Source organism: Afipia sp. GAS231 (assembly GCF_900103365.1).
GTDB lineage: Bacteria > Pseudomonadota > Alphaproteobacteria > Rhizobiales > Xanthobacteraceae > Bradyrhizobium.
In genome coordinates this window covers 5,816,154-5,838,225 of record NZ_LT629703.1, presented here as the reverse complement: position 1 = coordinate 5,838,225, position 22,072 = coordinate 5,816,154, and the positions used below count along the sequence as shown (strand labels likewise).

Annotated in this window: 19 protein-coding genes, 1 tRNA gene and 3 pseudogenes; 14 read left to right on the top strand and 9 right to left on the bottom strand. The window is 60.9% G+C overall.

Translation table 11 applies throughout. The features are described from left to right. Positions 1-226 precede the first annotated feature (226 nt). Entirely contained in the window at positions 227-508 is a 282-nt protein-coding gene (locus BLS26_RS27685; protein ID WP_092515700.1) for a DUF3551 domain-containing protein, read from the top strand. 23 nt (positions 509-531) lie between these two features. Here the strand turns inward: BLS26_RS27685 and BLS26_RS36950 are convergent, their stop codons facing one another. Further along, positions 532-726, bottom strand: a complete 195-nt coding sequence (locus BLS26_RS36950; RefSeq protein WP_244541704.1) for a hypothetical protein — start codon at positions 724-726, stop codon at positions 532-534. Between BLS26_RS36950 and BLS26_RS37320 the strand changes: the two genes are divergently transcribed. Beyond that, a complete protein-coding gene (locus BLS26_RS37320) occupies positions 649-906 on the top strand; it encodes a DUF3551 domain-containing protein (protein ID WP_371361038.1) in 258 nt (85 codons plus the stop codon). The genes BLS26_RS36950 and BLS26_RS37320 overlap by 78 nt on opposite strands. Before the next feature lie 71 nt (positions 907-977). Then, a complete protein-coding gene (locus BLS26_RS27675) occupies positions 978-2,363 on the top strand; it encodes a transposase (protein ID WP_092513362.1) in 1,386 nt (461 codons plus the stop codon). Positions 2,364-2,504: 141 nt separating this feature from the next. On the opposite strand, the pseudogene BLS26_RS27670 reads toward BLS26_RS27675, so the two are convergent. Beyond that, positions 2,505-3,866, bottom strand: a pseudogene (locus tag BLS26_RS27670) (transposase); the annotation flags it as partial. A 192-nt stretch (positions 3,867-4,058) separates the two neighbouring features. Here BLS26_RS27670 and BLS26_RS27665 point away from each other — a divergent pair. Together BLS26_RS27665 and BLS26_RS36395 are read left to right on the top strand one after the other, a co-directional pair. Beyond that, the gene (locus BLS26_RS27665) at positions 4,059-4,685 is read left to right on the top strand and encodes a tyrosine-type recombinase/integrase (protein WP_092515698.1); all 627 of its coding nucleotides are present in this window, start codon (positions 4,059-4,061) and stop codon (positions 4,683-4,685) included. Between the two features lie 614 nt (positions 4,686-5,299). Next, positions 5,300-5,476 (top strand): hypothetical protein, encoded by a 177-nt coding sequence (locus BLS26_RS36395; protein WP_172804715.1) that lies wholly within the window; start codon positions 5,300-5,302, stop codon positions 5,474-5,476. Positions 5,477-5,684: 208 nt separating this feature from the next. Here the strand turns inward: BLS26_RS36395 and BLS26_RS37315 are convergent. The 5 genes and pseudogenes from BLS26_RS37315 to BLS26_RS27640 form a co-directional block, all read right to left on the bottom strand. After that, a pseudogene (locus BLS26_RS37315) lies at positions 5,685-7,247 on the bottom strand (GMC family oxidoreductase); the annotation flags it as partial. 188 nt (positions 7,248-7,435) lie between these two features. Continuing rightward, the gene (locus tag BLS26_RS37095) at positions 7,436-7,804 is read right to left on the bottom strand and encodes an aldehyde dehydrogenase family protein (protein WP_256385929.1); all 369 of its coding nucleotides are present in this window, start codon (positions 7,802-7,804) and stop codon (positions 7,436-7,438) included. Further along, positions 7,711-8,912 (bottom strand): annotated as a pseudogene (locus BLS26_RS36935) (aldehyde dehydrogenase family protein). The gene BLS26_RS37095 and the pseudogene BLS26_RS36935 overlap by 94 nt, the downstream one beginning before the upstream one ends. 54 nt (positions 8,913-8,966) lie before the next feature. Then, positions 8,967-9,746 (bottom strand): glutathione S-transferase family protein, encoded by a 780-nt coding sequence (locus BLS26_RS27645; protein WP_092515697.1) that lies wholly within the window; start codon positions 9,744-9,746, stop codon positions 8,967-8,969. Positions 9,747-9,934: 188 nt separating this feature from the next. Next, complete coding sequence (locus BLS26_RS27640) at positions 9,935-10,816, bottom strand: LysR family transcriptional regulator (RefSeq protein ID WP_092515696.1); 882 nt, start codon at positions 10,814-10,816, stop codon at positions 9,935-9,937. Between the two features lie 93 nt (positions 10,817-10,909). Here BLS26_RS27640 and BLS26_RS27635 point away from each other — a divergent pair, with 93 nt between their 5' ends. The 5 genes from BLS26_RS27635 (at position 10,910) to BLS26_RS27615 (ending at position 14,991) form a co-directional block, all read left to right on the top strand. After that, positions 10,910-12,049, top strand: a complete 1,140-nt coding sequence (locus tag BLS26_RS27635) for a Gfo/Idh/MocA family protein (protein WP_092515695.1) — start codon at positions 10,910-10,912, stop codon at positions 12,047-12,049. 137 nt (positions 12,050-12,186) lie between these two features. Beyond that, positions 12,187-13,188 carry a quinone oxidoreductase gene (locus BLS26_RS27630; protein ID WP_092515694.1) on the top strand — a complete coding sequence of 334 codons (1,002 nt, stop codon included), beginning with the start codon at positions 12,187-12,189 and terminating at the stop codon, positions 13,186-13,188. Between the two features lie 80 nt (positions 13,189-13,268). Next, positions 13,269-13,886 (top strand): nitroreductase family protein, encoded by a 618-nt coding sequence (locus tag BLS26_RS27625; RefSeq protein ID WP_092518676.1) that lies wholly within the window; start codon positions 13,269-13,271, stop codon positions 13,884-13,886. Positions 13,887-14,039: 153 nt separating this feature from the next. Continuing rightward, complete coding sequence (locus BLS26_RS27620; protein ID WP_092515693.1) at positions 14,040-14,489, top strand: carboxymuconolactone decarboxylase family protein; 450 nt, start codon at positions 14,040-14,042, stop codon at positions 14,487-14,489. A 166-nt stretch (positions 14,490-14,655) separates the two neighbouring features. Further along, positions 14,656-14,991 carry an antibiotic biosynthesis monooxygenase family protein gene (locus BLS26_RS27615; protein ID WP_092515692.1) on the top strand — a complete coding sequence of 112 codons (336 nt, stop codon included), beginning with the start codon at positions 14,656-14,658 and terminating at the stop codon, positions 14,989-14,991. A gap of 566 nt (positions 14,992-15,557) precedes the next feature. Here the strand turns inward: BLS26_RS27615 and BLS26_RS27610 are convergent. After that, positions 15,558-15,632, bottom strand: a tRNA-Gln gene (locus tag BLS26_RS27610). A 316-nt stretch (positions 15,633-15,948) separates the two neighbouring features. On the opposite strand from BLS26_RS27610, the gene BLS26_RS27605 reads away from it, so the two are divergent. The 3 genes from BLS26_RS27605 (at position 15,949) to BLS26_RS27595 (ending at position 20,607) form a co-directional block, all read left to right on the top strand. Further along, positions 15,949-17,733: an acyl-CoA dehydrogenase gene (locus BLS26_RS27605; RefSeq protein ID WP_092518674.1), complete on the top strand. Its 1,785-nt coding sequence runs from the start codon at positions 15,949-15,951 to the stop codon at positions 17,731-17,733. Positions 17,734-17,781: 48 nt separating this feature from the next. After that, a complete protein-coding gene (locus tag BLS26_RS27600; protein WP_092515691.1) occupies positions 17,782-18,963 on the top strand; it encodes a MalY/PatB family protein in 1,182 nt (393 codons plus the stop codon). A gap of 681 nt (positions 18,964-19,644) precedes the next feature. Continuing rightward, positions 19,645-20,607 carry an IS110 family transposase gene (locus BLS26_RS27595; protein WP_092509475.1) on the top strand — a complete coding sequence of 321 codons (963 nt, stop codon included), beginning with the start codon at positions 19,645-19,647 and terminating at the stop codon, positions 20,605-20,607. A gap of 341 nt (positions 20,608-20,948) precedes the next feature. Here BLS26_RS27595 and BLS26_RS27590 read toward each other — a convergent pair whose 3' ends face one another. Continuing rightward, positions 20,949-21,158: a hypothetical protein gene (locus tag BLS26_RS27590; RefSeq protein WP_092515690.1), complete on the bottom strand. Its 210-nt coding sequence runs from the start codon at positions 21,156-21,158 to the stop codon at positions 20,949-20,951. Between the two features lie 210 nt (positions 21,159-21,368). Between BLS26_RS27590 and BLS26_RS27585 the strand changes: the two genes are divergently transcribed. Next, positions 21,369-21,935, top strand: a complete 567-nt coding sequence (locus BLS26_RS27585) for an invasion associated locus B family protein (RefSeq protein WP_092515689.1) — start codon at positions 21,369-21,371, stop codon at positions 21,933-21,935. Positions 21,936-22,072: the final 137 nt, after the last annotated feature.

The window sequence follows — 22,072 nt, the reverse complement described above, 5'->3', positions numbered from 1 at the left end:
CCGCCGCTTCGCTGCTAGCGCTGACACAGCCTGCCGCGGCCCAAGGAACGTCAGGAACAGGGGCCGCTGCATCCATTCCCGGCAGCGTCGTAAGGGGCCATGAACAAGGGCCTGGTCTCATCAGCATTATGACCGGTCCTACCTTGCCAGACCCTGGCTTGGATTCGAGACGAAGGACGGATCGCTCGGGCCAAGCTGAGCGGCTGTCCAGGCCGAAGGCCGAAAAATGATCCGCCTTCTGCTTCTGGCTTTGCCGATGGCCGCTCCGGCCTCGGCCCAGACAGCCATCGGCCAATACCCATTTTGCATCCAGGGTGCTGACAATCCCGGTTGGAGCGGCTGCTCGTTTAACACCCTCCAGGCATGTCAAGCCGCGGCTTCCGGCACCGAAGCCGAATGCCTATCCAATCCCTGGTACCAGGCCGGCGCGAACGCGGCGGCATCCGTTCCTGACACCGATCAAATCGGCGCCAACGCTCCGCTTCCCGTTGGCCCGCCGCCGAATTAGGCCGTGGACGCATTAGCGCGCAATCAAATTCGGATTGGTGCGGGTTTGTGGCAGTAGGCCGCGAGTTCGTCATATCGGGCGCGACGCGCCGACATTGCCTGATCTTGTTGAAGAAACCATTCGATCACGTTGCGCTGAGCGTGCGCCTTGCTGCTAATGATCCGCCTTCTGCTTCTGGCTTTGCTGATGGCGGCTCCGGCCTCGGCCCAGATTGCCATCGGCCGATACCCATTTGCATCCAAGGTGCTGACGATCCCGGTTGGAGCGGCTGCTCGTTTGACACCCTTCGCGCATGTCAAGCCGCGGCTTCCGGCACGGAAGCCGAATGCCTATCGCGCCATGAGCGGTTCCATAACCGCCCATTGAGCGGAACGACCGCTTTGCGCCGATATTGTTGATTTAGTCCGCCGTTGATCGGCGGTGGCTGGCGTGATTCCATCCTCGTATTGATTTGCGGAGGAGCGGGACGATGATGGGGATGCAGACGGCGCCGGCGCAGCTGTTCTACGATTTCTGCCTCGACGACCATGTCCCCGAAGATCACCTGCTCCGACGCATTGACCGGTTCCTCGACCTCGAGAAGGTGCGCACGGAGCTGAAGCCGTTCTACAGCAACATCGGCCGCCCCTCGATTGATCCCGAACTGATGATGCGGATGCTGATTGTCGGCTACTGCATGGGCATCCGGTCCGAACGGCGGCTGTGCGAGGAGATCCATCTCAACCTGGCCTATCGCTGGTTTTGTCACCTCGGGCTCGACGGCAGGGTTCCGGACCACTCCACCTTCTCGCGCAACCGGCATGGTCGGTTCCGGCAGAGCGATATGCTGCGGCATTTGTTCGAGACCGTGGTGGAGCGGTGCCTTCGCGAGGGTCTTGTCGGTGGCGAAGGCTTTGCGGTGGACGCGAGCCTGATCGCTGCCGACGCCAACAAGCAGCGGTCCGTTCCCGGCGACCAGTGGCCGATCGCAAGTCTGGGCGCCGATGCCGGCAGGGCCGTTCGCGAGTATCTGGCAACGCTGGACGATGCTGCCTTCGGTGCGGCCAGCGAGGTGAAGCCGAAGTTCGTCTCACCGTCGGATCCGGCGGCGCAATGGACCGGCGCCCACAAGGGGCACGCCTTCTTCGCCTACGCCACCAACTATCTGATCGATACTGAGAATGCTGTCATTCTCGACGTCGAAGCCAGCCGAGCCATCCGCCAGGCGGAGGTCGGCGCCTCACGTACCATGATCGATCGAACCGCCAGACGCTTTGGCATAATGCCCCGGCACCTTGCCGCTGACAGCGCCTATGGCTCGGCCGCAAACCTGGCCTGGCTGGTCAAGGAGAGGCAGATCGAGCCGCATATTCCGGTGTTCGACAAGTCCAACCGGACCGACGGGACCTTCTCGCGATCCGACTTCGTGTTCGATGCTGAACGCAACCATTACACTTGCCCGCAGGGCAAGCTGCTGGTGCAGTTCCGGCGGACATTCGCGACGCCGCGCTCAGGCATCACCAAGGAAGGGACGCGGTTATACCGCTCAAGCAAGTCTGATTGCCAAGGCTGCGCCTTCAAGCCAAAGTGCTGTCCCAACACGCCACAACGTAAAGTGCCGCGCGATCTCGACGAAGATGCGCGGGATGTTGCCCGAAGCTTGGCAAACACGCCGGCCTATGAGCGTTCGCGACATCGCCGGAAGAAGATCGAGATGTTGTTCGCCCATCTCAAGCGCATCCTCAGACTCGGTCGCCTTAGACTGCGCGGTCCGAGCGGTGCGCGAGACGAGTTCCTACTCGCGGCCACGGCGCAGAATCTGAGGAAGCTCGCAAAGCTTCGAGCGATGCCAGCCGCTTGCCCCGTGCCGGCATGACGGCTCCAAAGAAATCGGCGCCGATGCCCGGCCCGATCCTGAGACAACACCCCAAAAAATAGACCATGACCCTGAAAACGGAGGAGTCCGAAACAAAGCGGCGACTAAATCAACAAAATCCGCCGGCACGGGGCAAGCGGCTGGCATCGCTCGAAGCTTTGCGAGCTTCCTCAGATTCTGCGCCGTGGCCGCGAGTAGGAACTCGTCTCGCGCACCGCTCGGACCGCGCAGTCTAAGGCGACCGAGTCTGAGGATGCGCTTGAGATGGGCGAACAACATCTCGATCTTCTTCCGGCGATGTCGCGAACGCTCATAGGCCGGCGTGTTTGCCAAGCTTCGGGCAACATCCCGCGCATCTTCGTCGAGATCGCGCGGCACTTTACGTTGTGGCGTGTTGGGACAGCACTTTGGCTTGAAGGCGCAGCCTTGGCAATCAGACTTGCTTGAGCGGTATAACCGCGTCCCTTCCTTGGTGATGCCTGAGCGCGGCGTCGCGAATGTCCGCCGGAACTGCACCAGCAGCTTGCCCTGCGGGCAAGTGTAATGGTTGCGTTCAGCATCGAACACGAAGTCGGATCGCGAGAAGGTCCCGTCGGTCCGGTTGGACTTGTCGAACACCGGAATATGCGGCTCGATCTGCCTCTCCTTGACCAGCCAGGCCAGGTTTGCGGCCGAGCCATAGGCGCTGTCAGCGGCAAGGTGCCGGGGCATTATGCCAAAGCGTCTGGCGGTTCGATCGATCATGGTACGTGAGGCGCCGACCTCCGCCTGGCGGATGGCTCGGCTGGCTTCGACGTCGAGAATGACAGCATTCTCAGTATCGATCAGATAGTTGGTGGCGTAGGCGAAGAAGGCGTGCCCCTTGTGGGCGCCGGTCCATTGCGCCGCCGGATCCGACGGTGAGACGAACTTCGGCTTCACCTCGCTGGCCGCACCGAAGGCAGCATCGTCCAGCGTTGCCAGATACTCGCGAACGGCCCTGCCGGCATCGGCGCCCAGACTTGCGATCGGCCACTGGTCGCCGGGAACGGACCGCTGCTTGTTGGCGTCGGCAGCGATCAGGCTCGCGTCCACCGCAAAGCCTTCGCCACCGACAAGACCCTCGCGAAGGCACCGCTCCACCACGGTCTCGAACAAATGCCGCAGCATATCGCTCTGCCGGAACCGACCATGCCGGTTGCGCGAGAAGGTGGAGTGGTCCGGAACCCTGCCGTCGAGCCCGAGGTGACAAAACCAGCGATAGGCCAGGTTGAGATGGATCTCCTCGCACAGCCGCCGTTCGGACCGGATGCCCATGCAGTAGCCGACAATCAGCATCCGCATCATCAGTTCGGGATCAATCGAGGGGCGGCCGATGTTGCTGTAGAACGGCTTCAGCTCCGTGCGCACCTTCTCGAGGTCGAGGAACCGGTCAATGCGTCGGAGCAGGTGATCTTCGGGGACATGGTCGTCGAGGCAGAAATCGTAGAACAGCTGCGCCGGCGCCGTCTGCATCCCCATCATCGTCCCGCTCCTCCGCAAATCAATACGAGGATGGAATCACGCCAGCCACCGCCGATCAACGGCGGACTAAATCAACAATATCCGCCACAAGCGGTCCGTCGCGCGTTCATAACCGCGCAAAATGGTCGCTCGTCATAGAATAAACCGCTCACGAAAGAGCGACGCGGTGGGCGGGATGGCGGAGGATCCCTCATGCCTGTATGTCGCGTCAGCCCCAGTCGTCAACAACCTTGGAACAAGGGCGTGCTCGTCGGCCAGAAGAAGCCTCTCGAACCGAAGCATGTGTGGTCGATTCGAGTTCGGTTAGAACTCGCGGGATCAAAGCGCGATCTTGCAATCTTTAATCTAGCAATCGACAGCAAGCTGCGCGCTTGCGATCTGGTCAAATTACGGCTGGACGACATTTTCTCTGGGTTAACGGTACGGCGACGTGCAACGATCGTCCAAAAGAAGACTGGTCGACCAGTCCAATTCGAGATCACGGAGCAGTCAAGGAATTCCGTCGAAGCGTGGCTACCATCACTCCGGGCCGCGGGCTCTCGATACCTCTTCCCAAGTCGACTTCACGCGAGCCCTCACATATCAATTAGGCAATATGCCCGGCTGGTGCACCGTTGGGTCGAAAGCATCGGCTTGGAGCGAGCTGTTTATGGCACGCATTCGATGAGGCGGACGAAGGCCGCCCAGATCTACCGCAAAACCGGAAACCTCCGCGCCGTGCAACTTCTCCTCGGCCATACAAAGCTCGAGAGCACCGTCCGATATCTCGGGATTGAGGTAGATGACGCGCTAAATATCGCCGAGCAGATCGAACTCTAACAGCCGCCGGTGGTTATCGACGAATCGTGGAGCATCATCGCCACCATCGCTGACATCGCGTAGCCCGCGCGTAGCGCGGGACGTCTGCGCCGCTCATAATCGCAAGACTGCAACGCTCAAGGACGCGCGTTAATCTAACGTGGTATAGTTTTTGCTAGTTTCGTGTTAGCTTGATGGCGCGCGCGCTGGTTCGCAGCGTCCGCACATTCGTAAAGCCAGCCAACCCCACGAGGAAGACATGGCAAAGAAAGCGAAGAAAGCAAAGAAGACTGCCAAGGCGACCAAGAAAGTCGCGAAGAAGACCAAGAAGATGAAGAAGTAAGCGCGCGGTTTTCCGCAGGCCAAAGCCGCCGCAGTATCGCGACCACCATCGCTGGTGAGCTTGACGCATCGCAAGATGTCTCTGGCCGAAAACCGCGGCGACAATCAGACCGGCCCCATGTGCACACGGCTCAAGAAGCCTACGATTAATGCACATGGGTCCGGTTTTTTTCCGGTCGTTGGTCGGGTGCCCGTCGCGCCGGTGTCAGACGATTCCCCGGCTTGCGACTTAGCGCTCTTCGTCCACCCCTTCGTTGAAGGGGCGGCGTCCGGGCGCCTCCAGCGCTCATTCATTGACGATAGCGACCGCTGTTTTGCGCCATAACCGCCCGTTCCATAACCGCTCATTCCGCGAATTGAGCCGGCCAGCTCAACTCGACGACAACGTCGCCGCCTCCGGCCTAGTTATCGACCCGGCCCTGTTCGCCAAGGCCGAGGCGATCGTCGCAGCGATCCGCACGGCGCCGTAGACTGCCGCCGGCGGCTACTTCACTGCATGGAAGCGCGAGGCGGTACTCTGCCTCGCGCTGCCGCGATCGATGAAACTGGTGGATCGGCATTAAATCGAGGATCGATGGCCACCGGCGCTTGCCTGGACACCTTTCGATGATCAGCCATACCAACTAGGCCGTCGCCTCGACCGAAATTTTCGCGAGCTTCTAGGGCTAAGGCGTCCGGTTACTGCGCGGCGGCAACGCGCCCTGTGTAGGTCCCAGTCAGAAGATCGACGCCCTTGTCGGCGACCGCCATGACGGTGGCGTTCGTGATCCTGGGCATAATGGAAGCGTCCATGACCCGAAGGCAGTCTATCCCCTTGACCCGCAAGTCGGGCGTGACCACGGTCGTGGGGTCTTCCGCCCTGCCCATTCGGCAGGTGCCGACCGGGTGAAAGTTGCTCTGCGTCGTCGCTTTCATGTATTCGACGAGCTCCGCGTCGTCCGTTATTGCCTGTCCCGGCGACAGCTCTTCTTCCACGATGTCAATGAACGGTGCTGTTGCGACGATCGTCCGGAGATACTTTAGCGCCTTCAATCGGCGTCGCGTGTCCTCCGGATCGCTCATCCAATTCGGATCGACCTCAGCGTCATCCTCTGGAAGGACCGACTTCAAGCGGACTGACCCGTAGGAAAGCGGGCGAACCAAATTGGCGAGAAGCGTAACGGCGTTGCGTGGCTTCACCGTCAGTGTCGGCCACATCAGACCAATGCAATAGATTTGGATATTGGGCGGCCCGGCGGGATCGTCCAAATTGACGAACGCCATCGTCTCGGATCCCGTGGAAGCGATAGGGCCTGTGCCAAAAGCGGAATACTGAATGACGTTCCGGATCAGCTTGATCCCTGCGTCCTCGCCGAAATAACCAACCGGGCGCTTCGTCGAAAGCGACAGAAAAACTTCGTTGTGATCTTGCAGATTCTGGCCGACGCCGGGTAGGTCGGCTACGACTGGGATGTCGAACTGGGCCAGGTGATCGGCGGGTCCGACCCCTGAAAGCATCAGGAGCTTGGGCGTGGCGAACGCCCCGGCCGTCAAGACGACTTCATGCGTCGCCTTCGCCTGATGGACCTTCCCGTCTTTGACGTATTCGATCCCGGTCGCCCGCTGACCGTCGAACAGCACCCGGTTGGCCCTCGCTTCGGTAACCAGGGTCAACCGCTCATCGCCGATCACCGGCCTCAAGAACGAGTCCGCCGAGCTGCGGCGTTTTCCTCGAAAGGTCGTCGATTGTTCGTACCCCACGCCGTGCAGCTGACCGCCCGTGAAATCGTCGGTGAAAGGGACTTTCAGTTTTTGCAGCGTCCGGATGAAGATGTTGGCGGCCTCGGAGATGTATGCCGGGTCGGAAACCTTGAGAGGCCCGTCTCCACTGTGCGCGGCGTTCTCCAGCCTGACGTTGCCCTCCTGCTTGCGGAAGTAGGGGACCAGGTCGTCCCAGCCCCAGCCGGCATCGCCGGATAACGTGTTCCAACGGTCATAGTCGTCCTGGAGCCGCGGGCGTAGGTCATGGCGTTGACCGAGCTTCCCCCGCCAACGACGTTCCCTTGCATGATGTCAACGGCCCGCCCCTCGAGCGCGGGCTGGGGCGTCGAAGTGTAGCGCTTGATGTAGGGCGATTTGCCGAACACGATTTTGACGGCGCCAGCGGGCATGTGGATCAGCATATTGTCGTCGAGCGGCCCGGCCTCCAAAAGCAACACCGTCGCCCCATGGTCTTTGACCAAGCGGCTGGCCACGACGCAGCCGGCGCTGCCTGCTCCCACTACGATGTAGTCAAAGGTATCCGACACTGAGGTCATTTGGTTTTCTCCTGGTCGATCTCCCGGCCGCTTCAATTGCTGGCGCGAGGGAGGGCTGAAATAGGGCGGGATTTGGCGTTGGCGTGAACCGATAGGACGGTTGCAGTTCACGCCAAATCGCAGATATGGACCTCAGGTCTTGGCTGAAATCACGCGCAAGTAACAATATTCCTTCAGGCCTTCGGCGCCATACTGCACGCCAAAGCCCGAGTCCTTGTTACCGCCGAACGGCACGTTCGGATTTACGACCAAGTGCTGGTTGATCCAAACGGTCCCGGCCTCCATCCGATGAGCGACCGCGTCCAGCTCGGCCGGGTCGCGGCCCCAAACCGATCCCCCAAGCCCGTAGTCTGTGGAATTGGCGATCTCGATCGCCTCGTCGATGGTGCCGTACTTGATCAGCGACCTCAGAGGACCGAAGTTTTCGAGCTTCGCGTAGTCGGCGTGGGGGGACGGGTTGTCGAGGATCGTGACTGGAAAGAAGTTGCCTTTCCCTTCGATCTCATCGCCGCGGTAAAGAACGGCGACGCCATCTTTTTGAATGCCCAGGTCGCCTGCAGCCGCAGAAGTTGCGCTCGGTTTTGGATGGGCCCGATCGTGGTGGCGGGATCGAATCCATCGCCCGGGACTTGCTCGGCGGCAAATTTCGAGAGCGCCGCGGCCACTTCGTCGTAGCGGCTTTCATGCACCAACAGCCGCTTGATGGTGATGCAACCTTGACCGTTTACCAAGAACATCCCCCAAAAAATGGGAGCGATCGCCGCATCAACGTCGACGTCCGGCAGCACAATCCTGGCGTCATTGCCGCCCAACTCGAGGGTCAGGTGCTTCAGCGTCTGGGAGGCGGACTCGAAAACCCGCCGGCCGGTCTGAGTGGAGCCCGTGAACGAGATCTTGTCGGCTTCGGGGTGGGACGTCATCCAGGGGCCCACATTGTCGCCTCCAGTCACCACGTTCAGGATGCCGGCGGGGAGAATGTCCCGCACCAGTTCCGCGACGCGCAACACGGTCAGCGGTGTGTAGAAGGACGGCTTCAGGACGACTGTGTTGCCCGCCATCAGGCAGGAACGACCTTGTCGTACGACAGAAGTAACGGGAGATTCCAGGGACTGATGGCCGCGACGACGCCGAGGGGCGCATAGTGCCGGGTGACCCGGCCAACGCCCGGTTGGGTTGTTTCCACGTCGGGAAGGCTTTGCGCGAGAACGCTCGGCGCGAAGTCATCCAAAACAGCCGCGACTTCCCACAACGCCAGGCTTCTCGGGCGCCCTCCCTCGGCCATGAGGAGGGTGACGAGCTCTTCACGATGCGCTTTGACATTCTCGAACGCCTTCTCGAGGATCGATCGTCGCGCCTCCCAGGTCAGTTTGCTCCACGAGGAAAAGGCTCGGCGGGCGGCCGCGAACGCTGCATCCATTCCGTCGCGCTCAATGTCGGGCACTTTGGCGAGCAGCTCGCCGGTGGCGGGATCAAGAACATCCAGGGTGTTGCGAGCACTGACACTCTTTCCGTCGATCAGGTTTGTAAAAATGCCGCGGACGCCGGCGGCTGCGAGAGCACTCTCGCGAAGCGCTGACACGGAGTCAGCCGGAACGGATTGCTCGACCATGAGCGTGTTTCCTTCAAATAATAGCCAGGACTCCGCAAACTCTAGGCAATAGACCTAGAAGTCGCGATCGAGGTCGGGGAAGAACTCGGTAAGCAAATTGCCGATGTACTTTGTGAGGTTCGGCAGGCTTCGGGCGTAGTCGGTCAGCCTGGGATGCATCTCGCGGAGCTGATAGACCAGGATAGTCATTCCGAAGACGACCGCGTCAAAAGACGTCGGCCGGTCGGTCCCGAGAAGATAGCGATTTTCGCCCAGAATTTCGGCGACGGCCGCGAGGTCCTTGGACGCCTTGTCCACGATTTCGTCGGGGGTATAACGCGCGGTGCCCTGCTTGTAGGTGCGGTCTTCCATGTCGTCCCGCAGCCCCTGAAGGCCGGGGCCCATTCCGCCGAAGGCATGCTCGAAGAACCAGTCCGAACCTTCCTGATCGTAGAACTCGTAGATCAGGGCGATCCAATAGAGGTGGTCCTCCAACGTACGCTGGACGAGGTGGCCGACAGCGCGCTGATGGTCACTCAAACCGGCGTCGGGATCTGGAAAGGCGGTCTTCAGAAAGCCGATGACCAGGTCGGAATCGGCGACTTTCACGCCATCGACCGTGATGAAAGGCACCTTTCCACGCGGCGCATTGCCAACGCTCTGCTCAGCGACGGGTTCGAAGGGGATTTCTTGGAAACGAAGATGAGCTGTCAGCTTCGCAGAAAAAGGCGACAGCGTCGGGACCCTGCGCGCGACGTCGGGATCGAAAATGCCGAAGCGGTGCAGAGTCATGACAGTCGATGGTCCAAAATGGACCTTATCGTACGGGTTCACATAGACGGGGATCTTTTTCATCACGGGCGTCCTTCATCTCGATTCACGCTCACAGCCGTGAGCAGACCAGAGACCGAAGGCGGCGGCTCCGCCCGTCGTTTCTGGTGCACGTGGGATATCGCGCATTGTCGCGACGATGATAATCGGATGAATGTCGACAGGACTTTTCGGGATTTGCGAGCAATGTCGTTAAAGCGGCACCGGAAAGGTCAGTCCGCGATCAGATTCTTCGCCAGGAAATCGATCAACGTTCGCACACGCTGACTGGAGACGCTGCCTGCGGTGACGGCGTACAGATTGGCGTTGGAAGTCACGAACGTGTCGAGAGCGGTGACAAGTGCGCCAGAGGCAAGCTCCTTGCGGATATCCAGATCGTTTCGCATGACGACGCCGTGGCCGTCGAGCGCCCATCGGCGAAGAACGCCGCCATCGTTGGCAACGCGATTGCCCGCAACACGAACCGTAACCGGTCGTCCCTCGACGGTGAAAGACCACGAAGAAAAGGTCGATCCAGGGCGCGGGTGGACGAGGCAATTGTGCGCGGCCAGGTCATCTGGGTGATTGGGTGCAGCATGGTTTGCCCAATAGGATGGCGCGGCGCACACCACGCGGCGCCCTCGAAGCATCAGTCGGGCCTTGAGAGCCGAATCCACCAAGGGGCCATTGCGGAGTGCCAGGTCAATGTCCTGCTCCACGAGATCGACGACACCGTCGGACAAGTGCAGCGCAATTTGTACGGCGGGGTGTAAGTCGAGGAAGCGATCGATCAGCGGCGCTACTTCGGTCCGGCCAAAATCTTGCGTGGCCGTCATCCGGATTGGGCCGCGCAAGGGCCCATCCTGAACCCCGGCGATGGATGCGTCCCAGTCTGCCAAGAGCTTTCTGGCATCGGCGAGAAAACGCCGCCCTTCGAACGTGAAGCTCAATCTGCGGGTCGATCGTGTGATCAGAGTAACACGCGCCTGTTCTTCCAACTGCTGAAGTGCGACCGTCACCGTTGAGGTCGAAACAGACACTTGGCGGGCGGCGGCTGAAAAGCTGCCGGTCTCAGCGATAGTTACGTACAGGCGGAGGGCTTCCAGGGTGTCCATTTCTCGCAAATCCCGAAAGGTCCAATCGAGAATAGCCTAATTATCAACGAGACAAAAGCAATCGATATTGGCTTCAACAAGCAGGAGAAGCCCATGTCCACCTCATCGACGATAGCCGACAGCCGTGCCCCCTGTGCCAACCACACGATCATCCGTGTTGGCCTGATCGGCATCGGAAACTGGGCCTTGAACGGCCCCGTTCGCGTGCTCAGCCTTATGCCGCAATATGAAATGGCGGCTGTCTACAGCCAGCGTCGCGACGCCGCGCAGTCTGCGGCGGACACCTTCGGTATCCGGCATGTCGTCGGATCGATCGATGAATTGGTTCGCCATCCAGACGTCGACATCGTCCTCGTGCTCACGACAGGTCCGCAGCACGAGGAAGCGGTACGCGCAGCGATCGCTGCGGGGAAGACCGTGTACTGCGAGTGGCCCTTGACGCCGGACTCGAAGACCTCGGCTGAACTGGTCGACCTTGCGGCAAAAGCTGGTGTGCAAACCATTCTCGGCACCCAACGCCGGTTCGCGCCGGGGCTGCGCTATCTGAAGGATCTTCTCGGCGATGGCTACGTCGGTCGTGTGCGCTCGGTCAGGATGCATGTGACGGTGAGCGGTTTCGGCAAAAATCGCAGCAAGGCGCTTCGTTGGAGCGCCTTCCCGGAAAATTTCATGGGCGTTACCTCGATTTTCGGCGCGCACTTGATGGACCCGCTGTTCTCGATCGTAGGCCGTCCGACTGAGATCTCGGCCGTTTCTGTCAACCAGTGGCCGCAAATCACAATCGTCGAAACGGGCGAGGAGATCAGCACGAAGGTTCCGGATCAATTGCTGCTGCAAGGCATCCTCGCAAGCGGAGCCGTGTTCGCCGTTCATATCGAGGGCGGGAAGCATCATGGCACCGGCGTTCAGATCGATATCACGGGTGAAGATGGTGACTTGCAGATCACCAACACCTCGGCGTTCGGGGACGTGGGCGAAGAATATAAACTATTCGGTGCCCGCGTAGCGGACACCAGGATGGCGCCACTCGCAGTGCCCGCATCGTACAACTGGCTGCCACCCTCTGATCTTCCTAGCGGCGTGCTGGAACTCGCCGATCTCTTCGAGGTTCACGCCCGCGATCTCGCAAGCGGCTCGCGAACCGTGCCCAGCTTCGAAGACGCCCTCTTCCTGCAGCGGCTGCTTGAACAGGCAGCGGTCTCGTCAGCCAGCGGACGTCGTATCAAACTTTAGACGATGTCGCGGCCGGTCATCCGCCTTGGGGCAGATCGCACCGGTCGCGACCATCCTCCACCAACTGCCAAGTGACATGCGCGCCGCTCTGCGAGCAGGCGAACGATGATCGCTGGCGCTTTGAAAGGCGAAATGTCATGCCAACCACCGCGAGAGTCGCCCGTATTCACGAGTATGGTCCTCCCGAAGTCCTGAGGTTCGAGGACATCGTCGTGGGTGAGCCGGGCGACGATGAAGCATTGATCCGCAACACCGTCATAGGTCTCAACTTCGTCGACGTTTATTATCGTAGAGGTACTCTTCCGGTCCCCGCCTTTCCAGCGATCATCGGCGACGAGGCCGCCGGGGTAGTCGAAGCCGTTGGCAAAAACGTCAAGAACGTCAGCGTGGGTGACCGCGTCGTCTATGGCGATATCGCATTTGGCGCCTACGCTACGGCCCGTTTGCATCCCGCAGACCGGCTTGTCCGCATTCCGGCAGGTGTTTCTGACGACCAGGCAGCCAGTGCCTTTCTAAAGGGGCTCACCGCTCGCTATCTGCTCAAAGAGGTGCTCGAGCTCCGACCCGGTGACACCGTTCTGTATCATGCAGCAGCGGGCGGTGTAGGCCAGATTTTCGTTCAATGGGCGAAAGCACTTGGTCTAAAGGTGATCGGCACAGTGTCCAGCGACGCTAAGGCGAAGCTTGCGCGTCATGCCGGCTGCGACCACGTCATCAATTATTCCTCCGAGGACTTCGTCGCCGATGCGCTCGCGTTCACCGCAGGCAATGGCGTGGCAGCTGTTTTCGACTCCGTCGGCGCGGATACGTTCCGTGGGTCGCTGGCAGTTCTCAGGCCGCGCGGAACGCTTGTGCAATTCGGGAAGGCGTCTGGGTTCCCGGAACCGGTGGACCCATTCGAGTTGGCGCCACGCGCGCTTTATCTGACGTGGCCCATTCTCCCTCATTATACGTCCACTGCGGAAGATCTGGCGATCGCCGCAGCCGACCTCTTCGACGCGATCGCGACGGGAATTCTCAAGGTCGATCCCAGCAATCTTTATCCGTTCAGCCAGCTGATCGAGGCTCACCATGATCTCGAAGAGCGCCGAACCGCCGGCGCGGCAGTGCTGCGTGTCACGGCCGCCGACCTCCCTTGATCAAATCTCATGCGCCGCGACGTCCGGAGACGCGCGCGGCCCCGATCCACGAAACAATGCTCAACGAAAGGAACAACGCGATGAATACCTCTGTGATTGAAGCAATCGAGCGCCAGAAAACCACCAACCTTTACGATGCGTCGAAAAGCATTCCCGACGATGACATTCGTGAGCTGGTGCGCCTGGCGACATTCTCCCCGACCGCGTTCCACCTGCAGAATTGGCGCTTCATAGCGGTGCGGTCGCCGGAAGCCAAAGCAAGGCTGCGGGCGGTTGCGGCTGATCAGCCCAAGGTTACCGAAGCTGCCGTCACGTTCATCATGGTCGGTGAACTAGCCGTGGCTGACGTGATGGCTGATCGACTGGCGGGCTCGGTTGCGGCCGGTTTCATGCCTGTCGAGATGGTGCCGGGTTGGGAAGCCGCAGCAAAATCGCTTTACTTCGAGAAGCCTCAGACCCAGCGCGATGAGGCAATTCGATCGGCGACCTTTGGCGCAAGCGGACTGATTCACGCCGCGCAGGCGATGGGTCTGGGCACTACGCCGATGATCGGGTTTGATCCGGTCGGCGTGTCACGTGAGTTTAGTCTCACCGATCATGAGGTCCCGGCACTCCTCGTTGCCGTCGGCTATCCGACGGAGGCGAATTGGCCGCAGAAGCCGCGTCGGCCGATTTCGGACGTGCTCGCGTTCGCGTAACTCTTCTGACCAGCACCGGTCACGTTTCACACCAGCCTCGTCGAACTTTCGGGAGATCGGTTGTGTGGTGAATCCGCCCAGTCGTCCGCCCGCCAGAACCGGTTGGTTCGCCTAAAACGCTGGCGTTATCTAATCCGACCTTAAGGAATGTCCATGACCCAACGTTTGAACTACGCCACCATTGCTCCGGTCGGCGTAAAGACCCTTGGCGGCGTTTACGCCTATATCGCTCAATCGAATTTGCCCGCTCAGCTCGTCAATCAGGTCTATCTGCGCGTCTCGCAGATCAACGGCTGTGCCTATTGCATCGACATGCATTCTCGCGACCTGCTTAAGGGCGGCTTGGCCGTCGAAAAGCTGGTGCTCATCCCTGCCTGGCGCGAGGCAGGCTCCCTGTTCGACTCACGCGAACGTGCGGCTCTGGCTTGGGCTGAAACAGTCACGCGCGTCGCCGACACCGCTATACCGGATGGCGAATTCGAGTCTGCGTCGGCGGCGTTCTCTGAGAAGGAACTGGCCGACCTGACGATCGCGATCGGGCTGATGAATGCCTATAACCGGCTGGCCATCGGATTCCGCACCCCACCCAAGGCAGCTAGTTGAATGTGAACGAAACACGCCGACGGGCCGCCCATCCGGCGACGGAGGCTGGTTTCGCACGGAGCTTTAGCTCAGGCCACAAGACGGGAAGCCTCGATATGCTGTCCGGTCACCCACCAGCAGCGTAGCTCCGGCCTCATCTTGACCCCTCTCTGAAGGAAACGACACTATGACCACGATTTCTGCGAAAAGCGATGTAATGACCCTGATCAACATGTTCACGGTTGAACCGGCAAACCAGCGACGGCTCGTTGAACTTCTGACCGAAGCAACGGAGGTTTCAGTGCGTCGGGCGCCGGGCTTTGTTTCTGCCAGCCTCCATCGCAGCACTGACGGGACGAAGGTCACGATGTATGCACAATGGCGGAGCATCGATGATTATCAGGTGATGCGTCAGGATCCTGCCCCGCCTCCGTTTCTTCAGGAAGCGCTCACGATCGCCAAGTTTGAACCCGGCGTCTACGAGGTCGTGCGAACCTTCACACCCGCCGGCGAACCGAATTGAAGCGACTACAGTTTTGTCCGCTTTGCGCCAATATTGTTCAAAAAATCTTTTTGGGATGACGAACGAAAATTCTCAGAGTCATTGGTTGCACTATATAGGCTACCAAGCTCGTAAGTGAAGAGAAGTTACTGGAAATGCGCAGCTTTTTGGGGTCGTAGCATTCCCGGGGCTGTCCCGAGCGCCACGATGCTTGTGGACCTGTGAAACGCCCACCGGAGCACGCAAGGCGCGCTGGTTGGCAGCGAATCCAAACGCATCGCCTACAAGGCGGCGCCCGAAAGCCACGGACTTAGGACGTACGGGAATTTTACGTTCGGTTTTTTCTCTTCTTCCGTGAATCGCGTGAATCGCAGTGCCACGGTCGGGCGGCAGTTCTGATCGAACCCGTCTCCGCCGATAGTCTCTCCAAAACGGGAATATTCGCGGAAACAGCCGGAGACTTTCGGGACTTCCGCCTCGAGTTCGGTGAAGTGGGGAGTCCAGAGACCAAAGCGAATGCGCGAAAAGCTGGGATTTCCGGCCCTTTCTCGCGTCTCCTGGGAAGCCTGGCAGAACGCCGGAATGCCTGGCTGGGGCGGGAGGGATCGAACCTCCGAATGGGGGAATCAAAATCCCCTGCCTTACCGCTTGGCTACGCCCCAACAGGCCGCTTCGGGACGTGCGAGACTGCGGGTCCCGACGCCTGTGCGGCAACGCCGGTCTATAGACGGAGTTCGGCCATTTCAACAGGCTAACGACCCGATTTTCACCCGAAATCGGCCCTCGCGGACCGGACCCTTTATATAAGGTGATTTCCCGGTTTCGCCGCCCGGTCGCTTTTCGCACCCAGGGCGCTCCAGTCTGCCCCAAGGCGGCCCGATACCGCTGATCGGAGAGTTGAGAGACGGCCGGTTTCGTGGGAAGACGGCAGCCTCTGTTTTCGCTTTCCGTGTTTTCCGCCAACGCGAGATGCCCGTCATGACCTACCGCGCGCCGATCAACGATATCCTGCTCGCGCTCAACCACGGTGCAGGCCTTCAGGCCGCCGTGAAAGCCGGCCATTACGGCGATTTCGACGGCGACATCACCGCGGCCGTGCTGGAGGAAGCCGGCAAATTCGCCGGCGACGTGCTGGCGCCGCTCAATCGCGTCGGCGACGAACACGGCATCAAGCTCGAAGCCAACAAGGTGACCACCCCCCCCGGCTGGCCCGATGCGTATCAGCGCTGGATCGCGGGCGGATGGAACGCGGTGTCGGGGCCAGAAGGCTTCGGCGGTCAGGGCCTGCCGATGGCGATCAATGCGGCCTGCACCGAAATCTGGAGTGCGTCGAACATCGCCTTCGGCCTCTGCCCGCTTCTCACTCTCAGCGCCATCGAAGCGCTCGATGCCCATGGCAGCGACGAACTGAAAAAGATCTATCTGGAGAAGCTTGTCACGGGCGAGTGGACCGGCACCATGCAGCTCACCGAACCGCAGGCCGGCTCCGACGTCGGCGCGCTGCGCACCCGCGCCGAACGCGCACCCGACGGCAGCTATCGCATCAAGGGCACCAAGATCTTCATCACCTATGGCGACCACGACATGACCGATAACATCGTGCATTTCGTGCTGGCCCGCCTGCCCGATGCGCCCGCGGGCACCAAGGGCATTTCGCTGTTCCTGATTCCGAAATTCATGGTCAATGCCGACGGATCGCTCGGTGCCCTCAACGACATCTATCCAAGCGGCGTCGAGCACAAGCTCGGCATGCACGCTTCGCCGACCTGCACCATGACCATGGGCGATAACGGCGGCGCCATCGGCTACCTGATCGGCGAGGAAAACCGCGGCATGCTCTGCATGTTCACGATGATGAACCAGGCCCGCCTCGGCGTCGGCCTCGAAGGCGTCGGCATTGCCGACCGCGCCTATCAGCAGGCGCTGGCCTTTGCGCAGGAACGCCGCCAAGGCCGCGGCATCGGCTCGAAGACCGACGGCATGGACACCATCATCGTCCATCCCGACGTCAAACGCATGCTGATGCAGATGCGCGCCATGACGGCGGCGGCGCGCTCGATCTGTTACGCCACGGCGGTTGCGATGGATATCTCCGTACGCGCCAAGGACGCCAAGGTGCGTGCCGATGCCGCCGTGCGCGGCGCGCTGTTGACGCCGATCGCAAAGGCGTTCTCCACCGACATCGGCAACGAGGTGACGTATCTCGGCGTCCAGATCCACGGCGGCATGGGTTTCATCGAGGAGACCGGCGCCGCCCAGCACTATCGCGACGCCCGCATCACCTCGATCTACGAGGGCACCAACGGCATCCAGTCGATCGACCTCGTCACCCGCAAGCTCGCGGCCAATGGCGGCGCCTCGGTGTGGGCGCTGCTTGATGAACTCTCCGGCATCGTCAAGCAGGTCGAAGCCTCGAACGATCCAGGCTTCGGCACCACAGGCGCCAAGCTCCGCGACGCGCTGGGCTCACTCGATCGCGCCAGCAAGTGGCTTTTGGAGCGCGTCGCCTCGGCGCCGAACGACGCGCTGGCGGGAGCGACGCCGTATCTGCGCCTGTTCGGCTCGACACTCGGCGGCTGCATGCTGGCCGGCGAAGCGCTCGCCGCCAAAGCCAATGGCGACGCCGGTGGCGATCCGCAGCGTTACGTCACGCTGGCAAGGTTCTTTGCCGAGAACGTCACGGTGCAGTCCGGCTCGCTGGAGAAGACCGTGATCGACAGCGCCGACGCCGTCAACGGCGCCGACGCGGTGTTGCTGGCGTAAGGGCGCACGTGACGCCGCAACATTTCTCAGACAGGAGCCATCGTCCCGATGTTTGATTTCGATCGCGTCATTGACCGCCGCGGCACGCACGCGTCGAAGTGGGACATGATGGCCAAGCTTTCCGGGATCACCGCCGCCGACGGAATCCCGATGTGGGTTGCCGACATGGATTTCGCGGCACCTCCGGGCGTGACCGAAGCGCTGAGCGCCGATGTGACCCGTGCCGTCCATGGCTATTACGCCGACACCGGAAGCTGGGCGACGGCGGCATCCGAATGGCTGGCGCGACGGCACGGCCTGAAGATCGATCCGGCGTGGGTGAGCCAGACGCCCGGCGTCGTCTCCGGCCTCGGTCTCATCCTTCAGGCCGTCACCGAACCCGGCGACGAGGTCGTGGTGTTTCCACCGGCCTATCATGCCTTTCGCAAGATCATCCTCGCCAACGAGCGGCGCATCCACGACGCACAACTGGTGCTGCGCCAGGGCCGCTACGAGATGGACCTCGAGGCGCTCGGCGCAAAACTCACGCCGCGAACCAAGATCGTGTTCTTCTGCAGCCCGCATAATCCGGGCGGCAACGTCTGGTCGGTCGAGGAAATCCGCGCGCTCGCCACCTTCTGCGCCGAACGCAATTTGATCCTGGTGTCGGACGAAATCCACTGCGACCTCGTGCTGAACGGCGCCAGGCACACGCCGACTCTGACGGCCGCGCCTGAAATCGCCGATCGCCTGATCACCTGCATCGCCGCCACCAAGACCTTCAATCTCGCCGGCGCCCATGTCGGCGCCTGCTTCACGTCCAATCCGGTGTTGAAGGCCAAGCTCGACGCCCGCATCGCGGCCAGCGGGCTCGCCTCCTACAACGCTTTCGGCATGATCGCGACCGAAGCGGCCTGGCGAACCGGTGAAGCCTGGCTCGATGCGCTGCTGCCCTATCTCGCCGGCAACCACGATCTGCTCAACACCCGCATCGAGCGCGCCGCGCCCGGCGCGCGTGCAATGCGGCTTGATGCCACCTATCTCGGCTGGGTCGATTTCTCCGGAACCGGATTGGCGGCGGCCGACGTTGCCGCGCGGGTCAAGGACCGCGCGCGGATTTTTGCCAGCCCCGGCGAGCAATTCGGACCGGGCGGTGAAACCTGGCTGCGCTTCAATTTCGCCACGCCGCGTCCGCTTCTCAATGAGGCGCTGGATCGGCTGGATGAGGCTTTTCGGGATCTGCGAAGGTAACCTGCGCACGCGATAACGTAGGATGGGTGGAGCAGCGATACCCATCAATACCTCCCGTGTGGCGATGGGTATCGCTTCGCTCCACCCATCCTACGATTCTGAATACGACTTCGCGATCTCGCGGCGCAATGCGCCCGGAGTTTTGCAAGAAATCCTTGCCCTCGAAATCAGAGGGCGCGGGGAAGACCGGGTGCGCGCTGCACCCGCGGTCTCGCAGGCGTGTTGCAAAAAGATATGCTGCCCACGAGCATACAGGTTCAGCGGAGAGCCTCCGGCCTTCCCTGCGCAATGGCTTTACGGCTTATACGATTTCGTCCTGGTGACCGGCTTTCTTGCCACCATCGCTTGCTTCAGCTTTCGCTTCCGCTCGCTTGACGCCAGCACCGGGGCGTCGGACCCAAACGATTTCACCGTACGGCAAGTGCCGCGCTCGTCAGTCGCGACCTTGCGTCCACCGCTCCCTGCCCCTCGTTTGCGACGATGGCCTACGCCCCTTGTGTCCAAAAAATTTGGCAGAATGAGCGAACGGGCGGTTGCGGACCAACCGCCCGTTGCTGGAACTGAGCCCGTACGCCCCAAAGGCGACAGAGCCTGTACCAGAGCGAGGGACAGCTCCGGCGTCTTCCTCAACCCGAACAGTTGCAAGGGCTTCGAGCCCGTACCGAGCAAGGAAGGGAGTGGATGATGGCACAAGATGATCGCATTGTCGTGGGCATCGATGTGGCAAAGGACAAGGTCGATGCGTGCATTCGCTCGCTGTCATTGCGTCAGGTCTGTCCGAACACGGGACAAGGCCACCGCAAGCTGGTGGCCTGGCTTCGCAAGTACAAGGCAACCAGGGCTGTGATGGAGGCGAGCGGCGGTTACGAGCGTGACTGGGCCAAGCTACTGCGCCAGGCCGGTGTCGAGGTGCGGATCGTCGACCCCAAACGCGTCCGCAGCTTCGCGCTATCGGCCGGCCGGCTGGCAAAGAACGATGTGATCGACGCGGAGATGATCGCCTGGTTCGCCGAGATATTTACCGAGGCGCCGAGCCAGACCCACGATGCCGCACGCGAGGAGTTGCTGGCGCTGGTGAAAGCGCGCATCGGTCTGGGTGATCTCAAGACGCGCTTGCAAAGCCAAAACGAGCATGCTGCACCAGGACTGGTTCAGAAAACGCATGCCCGCGTCTTGAAGAATCTGGTCAGTGAAATTGCCAAGCTCGAGGCGGCAATTGCGGCCAAGATCAAGGCCTCGCCACACCTTGCCGAGCGTGCCGAGATCATCGAGAGCGTGCCGGGCCTCGCCGAAACGACCTCCGCCAACCTCATTGCGGGGATGCCGGAGCTTGGGCAGGTGAGCAACAAGATCGCCGGTGCGTTATTAGGCGCCGCCCCGTACGACGACGATAGCGGCCATCGGCGCGGTGAGCGTCATATCAAGGGTGGCCGCCGCTGGGTCCGCAACGCCATCTACATGCCCTGCCTCGGCGCAGCCACGCAGAACAACCCGGTGCTCAAGGCCTTCTACGACCGCCTGATTGCCAAGGGAAAGAAGCCGAAAGTGGTGCTTGTCGCCTGCATGCGCAAGCTCATCGTCATCCTCAACATCATGATCGCACGACGGCAGAAATGGGATCCCAGCCGTTACGCACTGAACTGAGCGAGCGCACCTCACCGCGCTCGGTCATCGACCGAGCGCATGCCAAGCCAACAGACCGGAGAGCGGACGGGGTCAAGGCCGTAAGCCGCCGAAGGCGGGGCGCGCCCCGCGCCAGCCTTGAGGCCCGGCCGATCGCCGGTTTACTTCAGCACAGTTGCTCTGGTGGGACAGGATGGCGGGAGTTAAACGACTGATTTGCCCGACGGGGCCAGCGATTTATTTTTGCGCAGAGGGCTGGACAGGTTTTATTGATTTGCCCGTCGTGCCATTTTGTCGCGGACGCTACCAGTTGACTCGTCGGCCAAATCAGCTTCCCGGCGAACGAAACCGTCAACGCATTCTCAGTTTGGCCGGCCTGTCTTCTTGATACAGGTCGGCCCGCCCTGAGGCTGTGCGGTGCATTCCCATTCGGGTCCGAAGCCGGCATTGAAATTTCGCTGCAGCGAGGGAAGGAAAATGAAGGCGGCGCCCAGCACGACGAGCAGGATCGCCACCAGCAGCAGCGTCCGCACATTGCCCGCAAGATCGGGGTTCCATCGAGGCCAATTCATCACAAGCAAATCCGCACTAGCGGGCGACAGCGGAACGGATACCCCTTTTGAGAAGCACGACAGTGATGCGTATCACGTCTGCCTTCGGTCTCCAATCCACGGTGGACAGGCCTCAATTCCCTAATGCGGACAAAGTCCGCGGCATCCTTGAGTTCATATCCTCTTGGGGAAGCGGTTATGTACTGCACGCGATAGCGTTGCTTCGCCACCATGGCGTTTGCATGTCTCCTTGCCACGCCGGTAATTGCCGAGGAGACAGCTTTTCCGGCACTAACTTACACTCCCTGGACTAAGTTCTGCTTGAGCAACACCTGCTTTGTCGGCAGGGACGGACACTCGATCCCAGACTGTAGACCGGTTGTAGCAGTCGCGCTGATCGAGCGAAGCGGAGACACGAAAAAGACTTTGCGCGTCACCCTGCCGACCCGAGTGAGCCGGGAGCATGGTGTTCGCATCATCATCGATCAGAACCAGGCAATCGAGCGGCCCTTTGGGAGCTGCTTTGCCAACGGCTGCAACGCCGACTACGATGCAGGAGCGGAATTGGTCGATCAGCTCAAGCAGGGGCGGATGCTTGTTCTTGAAGCGATCGACAAAGCCAATTCGCCGATCAGCTTGACCGTACCGCTGATCGATTTCGCCAGCGCCTACAATGGACCCGCAGAAGAGCCGAAAGTGTTCGAGGAGGTCGTTTCTTCAGTAGAGGAAATACGGGCGAGATTGGAGCGCGCGACGCGAGCCGAAGAGGAGCGCAAAGCCCGCTGCGAAGCAAGGTAGCCATCGCTATCGTCGTCTTCTGATGCCGTTAGGTTCGCGGATATACAGACTGCAAAAATAGAGGCGGTCGACCTCGCCGCTGTTGGGCACGCAACTCGTTCGGCCCGCGACGTCCCGGTGATTTTCCCGCCGGGCGA